This window comes from Streptomyces sp. NPDC001348, from assembly GCF_053597535.1.
Map to the genome: position 1 here is coordinate 24,829 of NZ_JBSFIK010000061.1, position 17,070 is coordinate 41,898.

At 72.5% G+C, this 17,070-nt stretch carries 17 protein-coding genes; 4 read left to right on the plus strand and 13 right to left on the minus strand.

Translation table 11 applies throughout. From position 1 onward, the window contains the following. Nucleotides 1–15: 15 nt before the first annotated feature. Together ACWC21_RS38660 and ACWC21_RS38665 are read right to left on the minus strand one after the other, a co-directional pair. Nucleotides 16–786 carry an SDR family NAD(P)-dependent oxidoreductase gene (locus tag ACWC21_RS38660; protein ID WP_450889100.1) on the minus strand — a complete coding sequence of 257 codons (771 nt, stop codon included), beginning with the start codon at nucleotides 784–786 and terminating at the stop codon, nucleotides 16–18. Further along, nucleotides 779–1,048 carry a phosphopantetheine-binding protein gene (locus ACWC21_RS38665; protein ID WP_450889102.1) on the minus strand — a complete coding sequence of 90 codons (270 nt, stop codon included), beginning with the start codon at nucleotides 1,046–1,048 and terminating at the stop codon, nucleotides 779–781. The genes ACWC21_RS38660 and ACWC21_RS38665 overlap by 8 nt, the downstream gene beginning before the upstream one ends. Nucleotides 1,049–1,421: 373 nt before the next feature. Between ACWC21_RS38665 and ACWC21_RS38670 the strand changes: the two genes are divergently transcribed. Continuing rightward, nucleotides 1,422–2,030, plus strand: coding sequence for a helix-turn-helix domain-containing protein (locus ACWC21_RS38670; RefSeq protein ID WP_450889104.1), 609 nt, complete (start codon nucleotides 1,422–1,424; stop codon nucleotides 2,028–2,030). 118 nt (nucleotides 2,031–2,148) lie between these two features. Here the strand turns inward: ACWC21_RS38670 and ACWC21_RS38675 are convergent, their stop codons facing one another. Further along, nucleotides 2,149–3,462 (minus strand): alpha-amylase family protein, encoded by a 1,314-nt coding sequence (locus ACWC21_RS38675; protein WP_450889106.1) that lies wholly within the window; start codon nucleotides 3,460–3,462, stop codon nucleotides 2,149–2,151. 11 nt (nucleotides 3,463–3,473) lie between these two features. Continuing rightward, nucleotides 3,474–3,956: a MarR family winged helix-turn-helix transcriptional regulator gene (locus ACWC21_RS38680; RefSeq protein ID WP_450889108.1), complete on the minus strand. Its 483-nt coding sequence runs from the start codon at nucleotides 3,954–3,956 to the stop codon at nucleotides 3,474–3,476. A gap of 109 nt (nucleotides 3,957–4,065) precedes the next feature. Between ACWC21_RS38680 and ACWC21_RS38685 the strand changes: the two genes are divergently transcribed. Then, nucleotides 4,066–5,637, plus strand: coding sequence for an FUSC family protein (locus ACWC21_RS38685; protein ID WP_450889110.1), 1,572 nt, complete (start codon nucleotides 4,066–4,068; stop codon nucleotides 5,635–5,637). Between the two features lie 24 nt (nucleotides 5,638–5,661). Here ACWC21_RS38685 and recN read toward each other — a convergent pair whose 3' ends face one another. From recN to ACWC21_RS38705, 4 genes are all read right to left on the minus strand, one after another. Beyond that, nucleotides 5,662–7,404, minus strand: coding sequence for a DNA repair protein RecN (gene recN, locus ACWC21_RS38690; protein WP_450889132.1), 1,743 nt, complete (start codon nucleotides 7,402–7,404; stop codon nucleotides 5,662–5,664). Between the two features lie 383 nt (nucleotides 7,405–7,787). After that, entirely contained in the window at nucleotides 7,788–8,693 is a 906-nt protein-coding gene (locus ACWC21_RS38695) for an NAD kinase (RefSeq protein ID WP_389147449.1), read from the minus strand. Next, nucleotides 8,690–9,505: a TlyA family RNA methyltransferase gene (locus ACWC21_RS38700; RefSeq protein WP_450889112.1), complete on the minus strand. Its 816-nt coding sequence runs from the start codon at nucleotides 9,503–9,505 to the stop codon at nucleotides 8,690–8,692. The genes ACWC21_RS38695 and ACWC21_RS38700 overlap by 4 nt, the downstream gene beginning before the upstream one ends. A gap of 7 nt (nucleotides 9,506–9,512) precedes the next feature. Continuing rightward, nucleotides 9,513–9,797 carry a hypothetical protein gene (locus tag ACWC21_RS38705; protein ID WP_450889114.1) on the minus strand — a complete coding sequence of 95 codons (285 nt, stop codon included), beginning with the start codon at nucleotides 9,795–9,797 and terminating at the stop codon, nucleotides 9,513–9,515. A gap of 42 nt (nucleotides 9,798–9,839) precedes the next feature. On the opposite strand from ACWC21_RS38705, the gene ACWC21_RS38710 reads away from it, so the two are divergent. Next, nucleotides 9,840–10,187, plus strand: coding sequence for an SCP2 sterol-binding domain-containing protein (locus ACWC21_RS38710; RefSeq protein ID WP_450889116.1), 348 nt, complete (start codon nucleotides 9,840–9,842; stop codon nucleotides 10,185–10,187). Here ACWC21_RS38710 and ACWC21_RS38715 read toward each other — a convergent pair. From ACWC21_RS38715 to ACWC21_RS38730, 4 genes are read right to left on the minus strand one after another with little or no spacing between them, the layout of a single operon-like run. Continuing rightward, entirely contained in the window at nucleotides 10,171–11,067 is an 897-nt protein-coding gene (locus ACWC21_RS38715) for an ABC transporter ATP-binding protein (RefSeq protein ID WP_450889118.1), read from the minus strand. The genes ACWC21_RS38710 and ACWC21_RS38715 overlap by 17 nt on opposite strands. After that, the gene (locus ACWC21_RS38720; protein ID WP_450889120.1) at nucleotides 11,064–12,119 is read right to left on the minus strand and encodes a FecCD family ABC transporter permease; all 1,056 of its coding nucleotides are present in this window, start codon (nucleotides 12,117–12,119) and stop codon (nucleotides 11,064–11,066) included. The genes ACWC21_RS38715 and ACWC21_RS38720 overlap by 4 nt, the downstream gene beginning before the upstream one ends. After that, entirely contained in the window at nucleotides 12,116–13,159 is a 1,044-nt protein-coding gene (locus ACWC21_RS38725) for a FecCD family ABC transporter permease (RefSeq protein ID WP_450889122.1), read from the minus strand. Before ACWC21_RS38725 ends, ACWC21_RS38720 begins: the two co-directional genes overlap by 4 nt. 46 nt (nucleotides 13,160–13,205) lie before the next feature. Beyond that, nucleotides 13,206–14,231 carry an HAD hydrolase-like protein gene (locus tag ACWC21_RS38730; protein WP_450889124.1) on the minus strand — a complete coding sequence of 342 codons (1,026 nt, stop codon included), beginning with the start codon at nucleotides 14,229–14,231 and terminating at the stop codon, nucleotides 13,206–13,208. A gap of 72 nt (nucleotides 14,232–14,303) precedes the next feature. Here ACWC21_RS38730 and ACWC21_RS38735 point away from each other — a divergent pair, with 72 nt between their 5' ends. Beyond that, nucleotides 14,304–15,587, plus strand: a complete 1,284-nt coding sequence (locus ACWC21_RS38735) for a DUF1015 family protein (RefSeq protein WP_450889126.1) — start codon at nucleotides 14,304–14,306, stop codon at nucleotides 15,585–15,587. A 66-nt stretch (nucleotides 15,588–15,653) separates the two neighbouring features. Here the strand turns inward: ACWC21_RS38735 and ACWC21_RS38740 are convergent, their stop codons facing one another. Continuing rightward, nucleotides 15,654–16,394, minus strand: a complete 741-nt coding sequence (locus tag ACWC21_RS38740; protein WP_450889134.1) for a hypothetical protein — start codon at nucleotides 16,392–16,394, stop codon at nucleotides 15,654–15,656. Between the last annotated feature and the right edge of the window lie 676 nt (nucleotides 16,395–17,070).

Sequence of the window (17,070 nt, forward strand, 5' to 3'; positions counted from 1 at the left end):
GTCTCCTCGTCCGGCTCACCGGGACCGCCTCCCGGCTCCGCTGCGCATGACCATGCGGCCGCCGTCCACGGTGAAGGTCTGGCCCTGGATGTAGTCGGCCTCGTCACCGGCGAGGAACGCGACGAGTCCGCTGATGTCCTCCGGCAGGCCCCACCGGGTGCCGTCCCCGTCGGAGCCGAGCCGGTCGGCGACGGCGGCGGTCATCTCGGTACGGACCTTTCCGGGTGCCACGCAGTTGACCCGGATGCCCTTGCGGCCCACCTCCACGGCCAGGGCGCGGGTGAGCGACTCGACACCGCCCTTGGAGGCCGCGTAGGCGCTCTGCCCGGGTCCGGGCGTGCGCGCCGAGTTGGAGGAGATGTTGATGATGCGCCCCCAGCCCTGGTCGAGCATCACCGGCAGTACGGCCCTGCTGGTCAGGAACGGGCCGGTGAGGTTGGTCCGCAGGACCCGCTCCCAGCGGTCGGTGCGGGTCACGGCGAGCAGCTGGTCGTCGATCACGGCGGCGTTGTTGACCAGGACGTGCAGGGCGCCCTCCTGCCCGGTCACCCGTTCCACCAGGTCCTCGACGGCGGCCTCGTCGCCGACGTCCGCCTGGTGCAGGGTGGCACGCCCGCCGCTCGCCTCGATCTCCTTGACCACGCCACGCCCGGCTTCGAGCGCGCTGTGGCACACCACGTGCACGGTGAGGCCGTCCGCCGCGAGCCGGCGGGCTATCGCGGCGCCGATGCCGCGCGAGCCTCCGGTCACGACGGCCACCCGCGCCGTCGCGGCCGGCTCAGGCACGGTCGGCGGGGGCGACGGCGGCCACGATCGAGGCGACGCTGCGCTGGTGCTGGTCGGCTTCGGCGTTCCAGGCGTCGAGGTCGAACTCGGCGCCGAAGTGCCGGTTGATCCGGCGGGCGAGCTGGAGCAGGTCGAGCGAGTCGAGACCCAGGTCCTCGACCACCGACTGGTCCGCTCGGACGCTCTGGTCGGCGATGCCCGGCTTGACTTCCTTGAGCAGGTCGATGATCTCGTCGAGCGTGGCGTCGGATGCCGTGGTCACGTGTTCCTCCAACGAAAGATCGGTGGTGGTGCGGCCGGATTACCCGGCTGCGGCGACCCATGCCAACAGAACACGGAATGGGATGGCAACGCGCTCATGACCCGGACCTTCGGACAGTCGGCCGAGAACTTGTCGGTACAGGCCGGAAAACACCTTGCCGACCCACGGAATACGTTTCTCCACTTCCCGGACGGGATGAATCACATATCCGGTTCAACTGACGGAAGACCGCGATACGGTAAAGAACGGCAAAAATGTCCTTGACCATTCATCAGCGCGCTTCATAATGTTGCTCCGTACAGCGCACCCTTCGGATCGAATTCAAGTGATTACCCGTCAGAAACGATCTGGATTTCCCGACAGGAGGGGAGTCGTGGGGCACAGCAGCACTCCGGTCCCGCAGTCCGCGCAGTACCACGATTTAGCCGAGTGGCTGCGCTCGCTGCGCAGGAGATCGGGGCTGACGTACCGGCGCATGTCGCAGTTGATCGAGGAGGAGTCGATCACCGAGCCCGGTTGCTCGGCCGTCACGCTGTTCCGCGCCGACCGGGGGACCTGCCTGCCGCGCCGCCAAGTCGTCGAGGCCTACGCGCAGGTGTGCGGAGCCACCCGGCGCGAGGCGCGGCTGCGGTGGAAACGCGCGGCGCAGCAGGCCGACCCGGGCGGGGGTGGCGGCGGCCGGCGACCGTCCTCCCTCGGCCGCAGACTGGAATTCATTTACCACCCGGCACATCTGCTGGAGGCCATGCACCGGGTGCGCCTTGCGGCCGGCCAGCCCTCCTTGCGGGAATTACAGAGGAGAGCCCGTGATATGGGTACGGCACCTCTTCCGCGGAGCACGGTCGCCGATGTCCTCGCGGGGGTTCGAATGCCCTCGGAGGATCTGCTGATCGCCTATGTAAGGGCTTGCGGCGAGCAAGGGCACTTGCTGAACCTGTGGCGGCACGCATGGGCCCGGGCCCAGGGCGCCGATATGGCGTGAGAGACCTGACTCCGGCATGAGGAATCGCTTTCCTGGAGGGCGTCGGTCGCTCTTCGGAAATGGAATTCCAGCCACCGGAATATCCGGCCCCGCTATCCCGAAATGTTTTTCCGGGGCCTTACGGTACCACCGGAGCCGTGGCCGCGAACCAGCCGAACGCGGGCAGGGAAACGGTTCCGGACAGGGCGTCGACGGTGCCCTCCCCCGCCGCCGGCGTCCAGGACACGGCCGGCAGCGAACCCGCCGCGTGCGCCGCTGCGAAGTTCAGCCCGACCGCGACGGCGGCGCCCGTCTCCGGATCGGTGAGGGTGTAGGTGAGCACGGCGTTGGTCAGGGTGTGGATCTGCGTCTGCGCCCGGACCAGCCAGGGGTTGCGCCGGCGCAGCCCCACCAGCGTCTGGTGAAGCCGCTCCACGGACAGCTGATCGGAGCCGAGACCGGCGGGGTCGGCGGGGAACGCCGGCCGGACGGCGTCGTCCCCGCCTTCCCGCTCCTCCTTGACGCCCCGGAAGGCACGCTCGTCACCCGCGTACACGGACGGGATCCCGCCGACGGTGAACAGCACGGCGAGGGCGTGCGCGAGATGCCGCGGCTCGCGCAGCCGGCTGGCGATCCTGGAGACGTCGTGGTTGCCGACGAACGTCTGCGGCACGAAGGTGTCGAGCATGGCGTTGTGACGCTTGAGCGCCCAGGCCAGCTCGTGCGGGTTGGCGTCGTTGAGGGAGCTCCAGATCGCCTTCCACAACTCGTACTGGGTGACGGAGTCCAGGCCGCCCTCCGTGACGTAGGCGGCGTAGTCCCCGTGGATGACCTCCCCGCTGAACCACACCCGCGGATGCCGCGCGCGGACCCGTTCGGTGACGGTGCGCCAGAACGACCGCGGCACCGCGTACGCGGCGTCCAGCCGCCAGCCGGCCACACCCCGGTCGAGCCAGTGGTCGAGGACGGCGACCACGTGGTCGGCGACGGCGGGGTTGGCGTGGTTGAGGGCGACGAGGCGCCGGTGTCCCTCGAAGGTGCGGAAGTCGTCGCCCTCGGGGACGAACCAGTCCGCGTACGGAGAGGCGGCGCCTCGCCGCTGCACGTCGGCGAAGGGGGCGAAGGAGCGGCCCACATGGTTGAAGACGCCGTCCAGCAGGACCCGAACCCCGCGGTCGGCGGCGCGCTCGACCAGTTCGGTCAGGTCGTCCTCGGTGCCGAGGCGCGGATCGATCCGGAAGTGGTCGACCGTGTCGTAGCCGTGCGTCTCCGCGGCGAAGACCGGACCGAGGGCGAGGCCGTTGCATCCGAGCCGGATCAGGTGGTCCAGCCAACCGGCCAGGGCGGGCAGCCGGTGGCGCGGTGGTTCGCCCGGGGCGAGGGCGGCGCGCTCGGCACCGAGGAAACCGAGGGGATAGACGTGCCACCAGATGGCGTGGTCGGACCAGGGCACGGAAGCCTCCGTCAGCGGGTTCGGGGCGGGTGGCCGGAACGGCCGCCCGGTGAGTCGGCGAGGCGGTTCATCAGCCGCGAGGCGAGCAGCAGGACCTGCTGCTCGGTCTCGGTCAGGGCGGCGAGGGCACCGCCGAGCCAGGCGTCGCGCTGTGCCATGTCGCGGGCGAGCGCCTTACGGCCCTCGGCGGTCAGTTCCAGCACCCGCTGCCGTCCGTCGCGGCTGTCCCGGGTGCGGCTGATCAGGCCGTCGCTCTCGAGTTCGGCGAAGACGCGGGTCAGGGACTGGGGCTGCTGGTAGTCGGCGGCGGCCAGGGCGCCCGCCGACATCGGTCCGTTGCGCCGCAGGTGCGCGAGCACACTGCTCTTGTTGAGGCTGAGCCCGTCCTCCGGACGCTCCGCGCTCAGCCGGCGGGCCAGCCGGACGACGCCCTGTCTGATCTCGGTAGCGCTGTCCTCGCGCTCTGACGCCCCTGGGTGCTCTGGTCGCTTCACCACCACGTTGTTAAGGTAACACTCACTAGATCGTGACGCACTACCCCACAGAATTCCGTTAATGCGCAATTTACGTCGGCGGTGAACCTACGCAGTGCTTAGTTTCTCGGTGTCGTTACGTCAGGCCCTCCGCTTCGACGCGGACCGGCTGCACCTGCGGACCACGGTCGTGGCCATGGCCACCGTGCTGGGTACCTACGGCTGGTCGCTCTTCATCGAGCACGTGGCGGGCCTGCGCGTCGACAGCGTCGTACAGGCCGTCGTGGTCGCCTCGGCGCTCGGCCGGGTGCAGCGCGTCTTCGACCGCACGGACCGGCTGATCGCCTGCGCGGTGCTGCCGTGCGCCGCGGCCGGCGGGACGGAGCTGAGCACGCTGATCCAGCGTCACCCGAACGTGGGCGACGCGGTGTTCGTGCTCGGTGTGACCGGCGCGATCTGGATCCGGCGGCTGGGAACGCGCGCCACGCGCGCGGGTACGCTCGTCGTCCTCCCTCTGGTCGCCGTTCTGGTGGTGCCCGCCGGGGTCGCGCCCACGAGCGGCCACGAACGCACCGGCTGGGCGGCCGTGACGGCGCTCTTCGCGGTCCTCTGGGGAGCCGGACTGACCTGGACGGCCCACCGCACGAGGTTCCTGCCCGCGCCCCCGGCCGCCTGGGTGGTGAAGGCGCCGGCCCGGGCGCGCGGCGGCCTGTCCCCCAGCACGCGCATGGCCCTGCAGATGGCGGCGGCGCTGACGGCCGCGTTCGTGGTCGGCCGTAACGCCTGGCCCGACCACTGGGCCTGGGTGGTCCTCACCGCGTTCCTGGTGTGCAGTGGTGCGCGCAGCCGCGGGGACGTCCTGGTGAAGGGAGCCTGGCGTACGGCCGGCGCGGCCGTCGGCACGCTGGTGGCGGGCGCCGTCTCGGGCTCCTTCGGGCCGCGTTCGGACGGCGCCGTCGTCGTCATCTTCGCGGTGCTCACCGTCGCGACCTGGCTGCGGGAGCTGAGCTACGCGTACTGGGCCGCCTGCGTCACCGCGGTGCTCTCCCTGCTCTACGACTGGTTCGGGCAGAGCCCCGGGGATCTGCTGCGCACCCGGCTGGCCGGTATCGCGGTCGGCGCGGTCATCGGTCTCGCCGCCTCCTGGCTGGTGCTGCCGATCCGCACGGCCGCCGTGGCCCGGGCCCGTACCGCCGCGGCGCTGGCCGTCCTGGGCGAACTGCTGGAGGCCGACTGGCACGACGTACACGCCGTACGCCGGGCGCGGACCCGTTTCGCCCACCACGTGGACCAGCTGACGGTGGCCATCGCCCCGCTGCGTGTCCTCGACGCGCTGCCGGCGCCTCGCCGGCGCCCGCAGGACGGCCCGCTACGGGCGTGGGCGGCCCTCCGCGGCTGCATCGGGAAGACGGACGAGCTGACCGGCGCCATCGCCGCGGCACCGGACGAACTGGCGGACGACCCGGCCGTCACCCGGCGCCGCGGGGAGGTCGCGGCCCACGCCCTGGCGGTACGCCGCGCGATCGGCCGCCGGCCCCAGCCACCGGCCCCGGAACGCACGGCCGGGTCCGGGACTCCCCACACGGCCGCACAGCCCGCCCTGGACGCGTTGTCCGCGCTCGACACCCGACTGGACACCCTGATGGGCCTGTTCCGGCCACCACCCCACGCCGAGGAGCCGGCGACGGCCGCGAACCGTTGAACACGCCCCGCCCGGGAGCCACCGCTACGCCTCGGCGCGTGCCGTCGCCAGCAGTTCCTCCGCGTGGGCCCGGGCCGCCTCCGAGTCCTCCTGACCGGCCAGCATCCGGGACAGCTCGCGGACCCGCTCCTCGCCCTCCAGGACCTTCACGCCGGAGCGGGTGACGGACCCGTCGTTGGTCTTCTCCACGAGCAGCTGCCGGTCGGCGAAGGCGGCGACCTGCGGCAGGTGGGTGACGACCACGACCTGCGCGGTCCTGGCGAGCTTCGCCAGGCGCCGCCCGATCTCGACGGCCGCCTTGCCGCCGACGCCCGCGTCGACCTCGTCGAAGAGGTAGGTCGGTACCGGGTCCGTGCCCGCGAACACGACCTCGACGGCGAGCATCACCCGCGAGAGCTCACCGCCGGAGGCGCCCTTGGCGATGGGCCGCGGCGGGGCGCCCGGGTGCGGGGCGAGCAGCAGCTCCACCTCGTCCACACCGGACGGCCCGTAGGCGACGGCACGCCCGCCGACCTCGACGCCCTCCGGGTCCTCGGTCTGCCGGATGTCGAAGGACACCCGCGCGTGCGGCATGGCCAGCGAGGCCAGCTCGGCGGTCACCGCGGCGGCGAACCGCTCGGCGGCCTCCGTCCGCGCGTCCGTCAGGGCCTGCGCCAGCCCGCCGAGTTCGGCGCGCAGCGCGTCGCGTTCGGCGGTCAGCTCACCGATCCGCTCGTCGTCGCCGTCCAGCTCGGTCAGCCGCGCGGCGCCCTGCTCGGCCCAGGCCAGCACGGCGTCGACGTCGTCCCCGTACTTCCGGGTGAGGGCGTTCAGCGCGGCCCTGCGCTCCTCGACCGCGGCGAGCCGCAGCGGATCGGCGTCCAGGTCGTCGGCGTACCCGGCCAGCTCGCCCGCCACATCACCGAGCAGGATGCCTACCTCGCCGATCCGGTCGGCGAGCGAGGCCAGCGCCGGATCGTGCGACCGTACGGCCTCCAGGGCCCGGTGCGCGCCCGCCACGAGGGTCGTCGCGTCGATGCCCTCGGGGTCCTCGGGGTTGCCCGCGAGGGCGGCGTGCGCGGCGGTCGCGGCGGACGCCAGCGCCTCCGCGTGCCCCAGCCGCTCCGCCTCCTCGGCAAGCTCGACGTCCTCGCCGGCCCGCGGTTCCACGCCCGCGATCTCGTCGAGCCCGTACCGCAGCATGTCGGCTTCCTGGGCCCGCTCACGCGCCCGCGTGACGATCTCCTCCAGCTCGGCGGAGACGGCCCGCAGCCGCCGGTACGCCTCGCCGTACTTGGCCAGCGGCACGGCGACGGCGTCGCCCGCGTACCGGTCGAGCGCCTGCCGCTGCCGGGCCAGCTTCAGCAGGCCCTGTTGGTCGGTCTGCCCGTGCACGGCCACCAGGTCGTCGGCCAGCTCGGCGAGCAGGCCCACGGGCACGCTGCGCCCGCCCAGGTGCGCCCGGGAGCGCCCCTCGGCGGACACCGTACGGCTGACCAGCAGCGCCCCGTCGTCCAGCTCGGCCCCGGCTTCCTCGGCCCGTACGACCGCCGAGGAGGCGGCGGGTACGGCGATCCGCCCTTCCACGACCGCCTTCCCGGCCCCGATCCGCACGAGCGCCGGATCCGCCCGGCCGCCCAGCAGCAGTCCGAGGCTGGTGACCACCATGGTCTTGCCCGCGCCCGTCTCACCGGTGACGGCGGTGAACCCCGGCGAGAGCTCGACGACGGCATCGTCGATGACCCCGAGCGACCGTATCCGCATCTCTTCCAGCACGGAGAAGACCATACGAGGTCCGGCCACGGAAGTGCGAGGTCCCCCTGTCACCCAGGGAGTCTCCTGTCACCCGGGGGAGTGCACCCGGCCTGGGACACTCCTTAGGGGGTGTCTTGTGGATCACCCCGGGGTCGCGGGGTCTGGCACGCGCTCCCCCACTCTCGGCTTCGCTCGAGCGCGAGGGGCCCCCACCGGCGTTGTCGTCGGTTGCCGACTCCCCCACGCTCGACTGCGCTCGCGCGGGGGGGGACCCCCATCGCGTCGACGCCCTCCTCCGCCTTGCAGCTGCACGCTCCCCCACGCTCGAACAGCCTCGCGCGGGGCCCCCATCGCCCCCACTCGGGTCGGCTGGAAGGCGCCGTCGGTGTGTGCCGGGCCGATCCACAAGACACCCCCTAGTGCGGCGCCCCCCGCCACCCGGACACCGGCAGGGCGAACTTCGCCACGAGCCGGTCGGTGAAGGAGGCGTGGTGCAGCCGGGCCAGCCGCACCGGCACGGCACCGCGCCGTACCTCGACCCGCGCCCCGGGCGGCAACTCGACGGTCCGCCGCCCGTCGCACCACAGGACGCCCGGCGGGATGTGCGGCAGCACCTCGACCGCCAGCACGGAGTTCGGCGAGGTCACCAACGGCTTGGCGAACAGCGCGTGCGCCGAGATCGGCACCATCAGCAGCGCCTCCACCTCGGGCCACACCACCGGTCCGCCCGCGGAGAAGGCGTAGGCCGTCGAACCGGTGGGCGTCGACAGGACGATCCCGTCGCAGCCGAACCCCGTCACCGGCCGCCCGTCGATCTCCAGTACGACCTCGAGCAGCTTCTCGGCGCCCGCCTTCTGCACGGCCGCCTCGTTCAACGCCCAGTCGGTGTGCACGATGTCACCGTTGCGGTGCACGACGACGTCGACGGTCATCCGCTCCTCGACCTCGTACGCCTTGCTCACCACCCGGTCGACGACCTTGTCGAGGTCGTCCCGCTCGGCCTCCGCGAGGAACCCGACGCTGCCGAGGTTGACGCCCAGCATCGGCACGCCGGACGCCCGGGCGAACTCGGCGCCGCGCAGCAGTGTCCCGTCACCGCCGAGCACTATCAGCAGTTCGCAGCCGTCGAGGCTCTGCGGGGTCGCCTCCTCGACGAGCTCCACCTCCTCGGGGAGCGGCAGGTCGCGCGCCTCGTACTCCAGGACCCGCACCCCGACGCCGGACCGCAGCAGCCCCTTGACCACGAGCTCGGCACTGCGGATCGCGGCGGGCCGCCCGGTGTGCGCGAGCAGGAAAACAGTACGAGCTCGGTTCTGAGTCAACGCGGCCCCTCCGCCACTGCACGATCGACGTCGGCCGGGTCCAGGGCGGGCGCCCCGGCACGCAGCCACAGAAAGTACTCCACGTTCCCGGACGGCCCGGGCAGCGGACTGGCGGTGACACCCTTCACCCCGAGCCCCAGCTCCCACGCCTTCTCGGCCACACCCCGCACGGCCTCCGCCCGCAGCTGCGGACTCCGTACGACTCCCCCGCTGCCCAGTCGTTCCTTCCCCACCTCGAACTGCGGCTTGACCATCATCACCAGGTCGGCGTCCGGCTTCACGCACCGCGCCAGGGCCGGCAGCACCAGCCCGAGCGGGATGAAGGACAGATCACCCACGACTAGATCCACTGGCTCCCCATCGATCGCTTCAAGCGTCAACTCGCGTACGTTCGTACGGTCCTTGACGGTGACGCGTTCATCGGCCCGCAGAGACCAGGCGAGTTGTCCGTATCCGACGTCGACGGCGACGACGTGCGCGGCGCCGGCCCGCAGCAGGACGTCCGTGAAGCCACCGGTGGACGCGCCCGCGTCCAGCGCCCGGCGCCCCTCGACGACCAGCCCCTGCGGGACGAAGGCCTGCAGCGCTCCCGCCAGTTTGTGGCCGCCCCGCGACACGTAGGCGGGGTCGCTGTCGTCGGCCGCGACGACGATCGCGGCGGCCGTCTCCACCTGAGTGGCCGGTTTGGTCGCGACGGTCTTGCCGACGGTGACCCGCCCCGCGGCGATCAGCTGGCCGGCGTGCTCGCGCGAACGCGCCAGCTCCCGGCGGACCAGTTCCGCGTCCAGACGACGGCGTGCGACTCCTGCCACGTTCGGTTCAGCTCCTGCTCTGGTACGGCGACGGGGGCCCCGGAGGTCCCGGGCGGGCGTCGAGCGCGGTCAGCGCCTCGCGCAGCCCCCCGTGTACATCCTCGTACACCTCCAGATGGCCGTCGGTGGCGAGGTGGTCGGCGTCGGCCAGCCGCTCCAGCCGGGCGTCCACCTCGGCGTTGCCGGTGGGGGTGCGGGGCACGTTCAACGGCGCGGGAGCGGCGGGGTCGTCCTCGGGTTCGACCTGGACGTCCCCCTCCTCGGCGGAGGCCTCGGGCACTGTGTCGCTCATGCCCCGACGCTACCTTGAACCGCTGCGGTACCGTCGATCGCGATGGCAACGATCGAGGAGTGCCGCACCGCACTCGAGAAGCTCTCGGACAACATGCGGAACGCCGAGGGCGACGTCCGTGCGGCTGCCGAGCTGGACCGCTCGGTGAGCTGCCGCATCACCGACCTGGACGTCACCTTCGTCGGACGGATGGCCGACGGGCGCATCCACGTCCATGACACCGTGCAGGGCGCACCGCCCGAGAAGGCCCAGATCCGGCTCACCATGGCCGGCGACGATCTGCTGGCCCTGGTCGACGGCCGTCTGCACTTCGCCCGGGCGTGGGGTTCGGGCCGGGTGAAGCTGGAGGCGAGCCTGCCGGACCTGTTCCGGCTCAGGAAGCTTCTCTAGCACTCACCGCGCCTGTGGCGCTCACGTGTGCCCGTGCCCTGCGCGCCGCCGGCACCACCAGCGGCGTGCCCGTCTCCGGGTCGTCGATGACCTGGCAACGCAGCCCGAACACCTCCTCGACCAGTTCGGCCGTGACGATGTCGCCGGGCGGCCCCTCGGCTATCACCCTGCCGCCGCGCAGGGCGACGAGGTGGGTGGCGTACCGGGCGGCGTGGTTGAGGTCGTGCAGCACGGCGACCAGGGTGCGGCCCCGGTTCTCGTGCAGTTCGGCGCACAGGTCGAGGACGTCGATCTGGTGCTGGATGTCCAGGAAGGTGGTGGGCTCGTCGAGGAGCAGCAGCGGGGTCTGCTGGGCGAGCGCCATCGCGATCCACACGCGCTGGCGCTGGCCGCCGGACAGTTCGTCCACGTACCGGTCGGCCAGCTCGGCGACCCCGGTCTGCGCCATGGACTCCCGCACGACCCGCTCGTCCTCGGCCGACCACTGCCTGAGGATGCCCTGGTGCGGATATCGGCCCCGGCCCACCAGGTCGCCGACGGTGATCCCGTCCGGCGCGATGGACGACTGCGGCAGCAGACCGAGCGTCCGCGCGACCTTCTTGGCGGGCATGGACTGGATGACCTGCCCGTCGAGCAGCACCCGGCCCTCGCTCGGCTTCAGCATCCGCGACAGCGCCCGCAGGAGCGTCGACTTGCCGCACGCGTTCGGGCCGACGATCACCGTGAAGGAGTTGTCGGGGATCTCCACCGACAGTTGTTCGGCGATGACGCGCTGGTCGTAGGCGAGGGTGACGTTCTCGGCGGACAGGCGGTTCACGGTGCTCCTTCGGTCGTTCGTCTCGCCGGGGGTGTCGCCGGTGGGGGCGCCGGTGTTTCTCATATCCGGCCCGCCCGGCGTTCGGTGACGAGCAGCCACAGCAGGTAGAGGCCGCCGAGCATGCCGGTGACCACGCCCACGGGCAGCTGGTCGGCGCCGAAGGCACGCTGCGCCGCCCAGTCGGCGGTGACCAGCAGAGCGGCGCCCATGCACAGTGAGGGCACCAGATTGGGTCCCGGGGAACGGGTCAGCCGCCGGGCCAGCTGCGGCGCGGTGAGCGCCACGAAGCTGACGGGGCCCGCGGCGGCGGTCGCGGCGGCGGTCAGCAGCACGGCGGAGACCATCAGTACCGCCCGCACGCGCTCCACCCGCACCCCGAGGGCGTGGCTGACGTCGTCGCCCATCTCCGTCATCCTCAGGTCGCGCGCGCCCGCGAGGACGATCGGTACGAGCACCGCGCACAGCGTGAGCAGCGGCCAGACCTGGTCCCAGTCCCGGCCGTTGAGGGAGCCGGTCATCCACACGACGGCGCGGGCGGCGTCCACGAGGTCGGCCTTGGTGAGCAGATAGCCGTTGACCGCCGTGGCGATCGCGGAGACGCCGATGCCGACCAGGACCAGCCGGTAGCCGTGCACGCCCTGCTTCCAGGCGAGCAGATGGATGGCGGCCCCGGTCACCAGACCGCCGATCAGCGCTCCGGCGGTGACCTCGGTGGCGTTCCCGGACAGCAGCACGATCACGACGAGCGCCCCTGCCGTGGAGCCCTGGGAGAGGCCGAGCACGTCCGGGCTGCCCAGCGGGTTGCGGGAGACGGACTGGAACAGGGCGCCGCCCAGGCCGAGCGCGGCGCCGACCAGGAGACCGACGAGGACGCGCGGCAGCCGCAGGTCACGGACGATGTACTCCTGGATCCGGGTGCCGTTGCCGGTCAGGGTCTTCAGGACGTCGGTGGCGGAGATCGGGAAGTCGCCGGTGCCGATCAGCAGGACGCTCATGGTGAGCGCGGCGAGCAGCAGCAGGACGACGACGGTCAGCGCACGGAGGTCCACACGGACGGAGAGCCCGCCGGGGGTGTGCAGGGCACGGACGGCGGGGCTGTTCTGACGGTTCCTCACAGCTGTGCCGTCCTCCGCCGTCGTACCAGGAAGATGAAGACCGGGCCGCCGACGATCGCGGTGACGATACCCACCTGGACTTCCGCGGGCCGGGCGACGATCCGGCCGGCGACGTCCGCGCCGAGCAGCAGCACGGGTGACAGGACCGTGGCGTACGGCAGGATCCAGCGCAGGTCGGGGCCGGTGAAGGAGCGCACCACGTGCGGCACCATCAGGCCGACGAACACGATCGGACCGCAGGCGGCGGTCGCGGCTCCGCACAGCACGGTGGCGGCGAGCATGGCCAGGGCCCGGGTGCGGCCCAGGTTGGCGCCCAGGGCACGGGCGGTGTCGTCGCCCATGGCAACGGCGTTGAGCGGCCGGGCGAGCAGCAGCGCGATGACCGCGCCGACCGCGAGGAACGGCAGCACCTGTGTGATGGTCGAGTCGGTGGCCGAGGAGAGTGAACCCACCGTCCAGAAGCGCATCTTGCCGAGCGCCGCGTCGTCCATGATCATCACGGCCTGGAGGTAACCGTAGAGCGCGGCGCTGATCGCCGTGCCGGCGAGCGCCAGCCGTACCGGCGTCGCGCCCCGGCTGCCGCCGAGGAACCACACCAGCGCTCCGACCGCCGCGGCCCCGGCGAACGCGAACCACACATAGCCGCTCAGGCTGGTGACGCCGAAGTAGGTGATGGCCGTGACCACCGCCGCCGACGCCCCCGCGTTGAGGCCGAGCAGCCCGGGATCGGCCAGCGGATTGCGGGTCAGCGCCTGGAGGACCGCCCCGGACAGCCCGAGTCCGGCACCGGCCAGCAGTCCGAGCAGGGTCCGGGAGAGCCGTTCGTCGACCACGATGTCGCCGTATGTTCCCGATGCGTGGAACAGGCCGTGCCACACCTGGTCCACCGACAGTTCTTTCGCGCCGATCGCGATGCTCGCCAGGGCGACGAGGACCAGGATCGCGACCGCGACCAGGAGCCCAACGGCCCGTATCGCCCGGTGGGTCGGGGGCGCGGGGGCGGTGTCCGCGCGCTGTTCGGGGGGACTGTCGACCAACACGAGGTTAGGTTAGCCTACCCTAGCCTTGGATTTCGATTCCGTGTGGTCAGAGCCCGAGCCGTGCCAGCGCCTTCCCTCCGTCCAGTTCGCAGGAACCCTCACCGGCCGCCGTCCAGGCCGCCGCGCACAGCGCCCGCAGCCCGTCGAGGGCCTCGCCCTCGCCCTTCAGCCGGAGCCCCTCGGCCGCCGTCGCCGTCCAGCCGCCGCAGCGGAAACCGTCGCCCGTCTCCGTGACCTCCGGTTGCCCCGTGAGCAGCCCGCGCAGATCGGCGTCCACGTACGTCGGCCGGTGCTGCGGCGGCGCGGCCAGCAGCTGGGCGCCGTCCGTGACGCCGGTCAGGACCAGCAGCGAGTCGACCTCCCCGTTGAAGGCGCCCTCGATGTCCGTGTCCAGCCGGTCCCCGACCACCAGGGGACGCTCGGCACCGGTACGCAGGATCGTCTCCCGGTGCATGGGCGGCAGCGGCTTGCCCGCCACCTGCGGCTCGGCGCCGGTCGCGATCCGTACGACCTCCACGGCCGCGCCGTTGCCCGGCGCGATGCCCCGGCCGCTGGGAATGGTCAGGTCGGTGTTGGACGCGAACCAGGGCACCCCGCGCGCGACGGCGTAGGACGCCTCCGCGAAACGCCCCCACGGCAGTTCGGGACCCCCGTACCCCTGTACGACCGCCACCGGTTCGTCGTCCGCCGACTCCACCGGCTCCAGTCCGCGCTCGCGCAGCGCCACCCGCAGTCCCTCACCGCCGATCACCAGCACGCGCGCCCCCGCGGGCACCTGCTCGCTGATCAGCCGTGCGACCGCCTGCGCCGAGGTGATGACGTCACCGGCCCCGGTCGGTATGCCCAGCTCCGTCAGATGGGCGGCCACCGTGTCCGGTGTGCGCAGCGCGTTGTTGGTGACGTACGCCAGACGCATCCCGCCGTCCCGGGCGACCGCAAGGGAGTCGACCGCGTGCGCGATCGCGTTCCCACCCGCGTACACCACCCCGTCCAGGTCGAGCAGCGCCGTGTCGTACGCCTCGCTCAGGTTCCGCGCGCTGCCCTCGGGCCTGGTCCTGACGCCCCGGCTCATTCCACATCGCTCCTCGTTCGACGCTCTTGCCTCGATCATGCCGTACGCCACTGACACACGTACGATGCCGGGATGAACACTGCAGGTCACTCGGAAGCAACGGCGCGCCGAGGCCTGGAACTCACCCCGTTCCGAGGCCTTCGCTACGACCCCGACCGGGTCGGCAGCCTCGCCGCCGTCACGTCCCCGCCGTACGACGTCGTCGTCCGCCCCGACGGCCTGCACCACCTCCAGTCGGCCGATCCGCACAACATCGTCCGGCTGATTCTGCCCCAGGCCGGCACCCCCGCCGAGCGCACCGAACGGGCGGCCGACACCCTGCGCCGCTGGCTCGCCGAGGGCGTCCTGACCGCCGACCGGGAACCGGGCCTCTACGTCTACGAGCAGCGCGACGGCGACGGCCTGCTCCAGCGGGGCCTGATCGGCGCCCTGCGCGTCTCGGAACCGGAAGAGGGCGTCGTGCTGCCGCACGAGGACGTCATGCCGCCCGTCGTCGCCGAACGCGCCGACCTGATGCGCGCCACCTCGGCGAACCTGGAGCCGCTGCTGCTGACCTACCGGGGCGACGGCGTCACCGCCGACGCGATCGAACGCACCGTCGAACGGTCCCCGCTCCTGGCCACCACCACGGAGGACGGCTTCCGGCACCGCCTGTGGTCGCTCACGGACCCCGCCGAGGTGCGCCTCGTCCAGTCGGACCTGGCACCCCGCCAGGCGCTGATCGCCGACGGCCACCACCGCTGGGCGACGTACCGGCGTCTACGCGCGGAGCATGCCTCCCCCAGCCCGTGGGACTACGGACTGGTGCTCCTTGTGGACACGATCCGCTACCCGCTCCGCGTGCGCGCCATCCACCGCCTGCTGCACGGCGTCCCGGTCGCCGAGGCACTCACCGCCCTGGCCGGCCACTTCCGCGTGCGCCGTCTGACGGTGTCCCTGGCCAAGGCCCTGGAGGTGCTGGCGGACGCGGCCGGCGCGGGTAACGCCTTCCTCCTCGCCGGGGACGGCGCGTTCCACCTCGTCGACCGCCCGGACGCCGCCCTGCTGGCCCGCACGGTCCCGGCCGACCGCCCCGCGGCCTGGCGCACCCTGGACGCCACGGTCCTGCACGCCACGCTGCTCGCCCACCTCTGGCGGATCCCCGAGGACTCGCCCGCGCACGTCGCCTACATCCACGACACGGCCGCCACGGTCGCCAAGGCGGAGCAGGACGGCAGCACGGCCGTCCTCATGCACCCGGTCCGGGAGGACGTCGTACGCGAACTGGCCCGCCAGGGTGTGACGATGCCCCGCAAGTCGACGTCGTTCGGTCCGAAGCCGGCTTCGGGGCTGGTGCTGCGGGCACTGGACGTCTGACCGCCTGTCGGCGGTCAGACCGTCTCGCCAGTCCTTCGCGTCAGTCCTTGTCGTCAGTCCTTCGCGTCAGTCCTTGTCGTCGACCGGGGCGAGGTCCTCGGAGTCGCCGGAGGCGTCGTCGTCGCTGTCGTCGAGTACGTCGACGAACTCCACGCCGTCCATTTCGGCCAGCCGGTCCGAGGCGTCGGTGCTGCCGTCCCGGTCGGCCTCGACGGCCTTGGCGAACCAGTCCCGCGCCTCGGCCTGCCGCCCGGCGGCGAGCAGCGCGTCGGCGTAGGCGTACCGCAGGCGCGCGGTCCACGGCTGAACGGAGTTGGAGGCCAGCTCCGGGCTCTGCAGCGTCACGATCGCCGCGTCCAGCTGACCCATGTCACGCCGGGCACCGGCCGCGACGAGCCGCATCTCCACCTGTCCGGCCTTGTCGAGCTTCTGCACCTCGGGCGCCCCGGCCATGTCCAGGGCCTTCTCCGGCCGGCCGAGCCCACGTTCGCAGTCGGCCATCACGGGCCACAGGTCCACGTTGCCGGTCATCCGCCGCGCGGCCCTGAACTCGGCGAGCGCCTCGCCGTACTTCTGGTTCGCGTACGCGGCGAATCCGCCGGCCTCGCGTACGGCGGCGACACGGGACGCCAGCCGCAGGGCCACCTTGGAGTAGCCGTAGGCGCCCTCGGGGTCCTCGTCGATGAGCCGGGCGACCATCACCAGGTTCTTGGCGACGTCGTCGGCGAGCGTCTTCGGCAGGCTCTGCAGCTCCTGCCGTACGTCCTTGTCGATCTCCTCGCCGGTGACGTCCTCGGGGATCGGCAGCCGCTTGATCGGCTCCCGGTCGCGGTCGCGGTTCCGCTCGTCACGGAAACGGCCACCGCCACGCCGGTCGTCCCTACGGTCGTCGCGTCCCCGGAAACCACCGGGGCGACCGCCCCGGTCGTCTCGGCGGGGGCCGCGCCCGCGGTCGTCCCGGCCACGGTCGTCACGCCCGCGGAAGCCACCGCGGTCACCACGGCTGTCGTCCCGACGGAAGCTGCCGGGGCGGTCGTCACGCCGGTCGTCACGGCGGAAGTCGGGACGGTCACCGCCACGGCGGTCGTCACGGCGGTCATCGCGGCGGAAGTCCGGGCGGTCGCCACCACGGCGGTCGTCACGCCGGTCGTCACGACGGAAGTCCGGGCGGTCACCGCCACGCCGGTCATCACGGCGGAAGTCGGGACGGTCGCCACCACGGCGGTCGTCACGACGGTCATCGCGGCGGAAGTCCGGGCGGTCACCGCCACGCCTGTCGTCACGGCGGAAGTCGGGACGGTCACCGCCACGGCGGTCGTCACGGCGGTCATCGCGGCGGAAGTCCGGGCGGTCCCCACCACGACGGTCGTCACGACGGTCGTCACGACGGAAGTCCGGGCGGTCACCGCCACGCCTGTCGTCACGGCGGAAGTCGGGACGGTCACCGCCACGGCGGTCGTCACGGCGGTCATCGCGGCGGAAG

What these genes read in the sequence shown, in the direction of transcription:
- recN (WP_450889132.1), bottom strand. Translation starts at nt 7,404, where the DNA reads ATGGTCTTCTCCGTGCTGGAAGAGATGCGGATACGGTCGCTCGGGGTC.
- ACWC21_RS38705 (WP_450889114.1), bottom strand. Translation starts at nt 9,797, where the DNA reads ATGAGCGACACAGTGCCCGAGGCCTCCGCCGAGGAGGGGGACGTCCAG.
- ACWC21_RS38710 (WP_450889116.1), top strand. Translation starts at nt 9,840, where the DNA reads ATGGCAACGATCGAGGAGTGCCGCACCGCACTCGAGAAGCTCTCGGAC.
- ACWC21_RS38715 (WP_450889118.1), bottom strand. Translation starts at nt 11,067, where the DNA reads ATGAGAAACACCGGCGCCCCCACCGGCGACACCCCCGGCGAGACGAAC.
- ACWC21_RS38730 (WP_450889124.1), bottom strand. Translation starts at nt 14,231, where the DNA reads ATGAGCCGGGGCGTCAGGACCAGGCCCGAGGGCAGCGCGCGGAACCTG.
- ACWC21_RS38735 (WP_450889126.1), top strand. Translation starts at nt 14,304, where the DNA reads ATGAACACTGCAGGTCACTCGGAAGCAACGGCGCGCCGAGGCCTGGAA.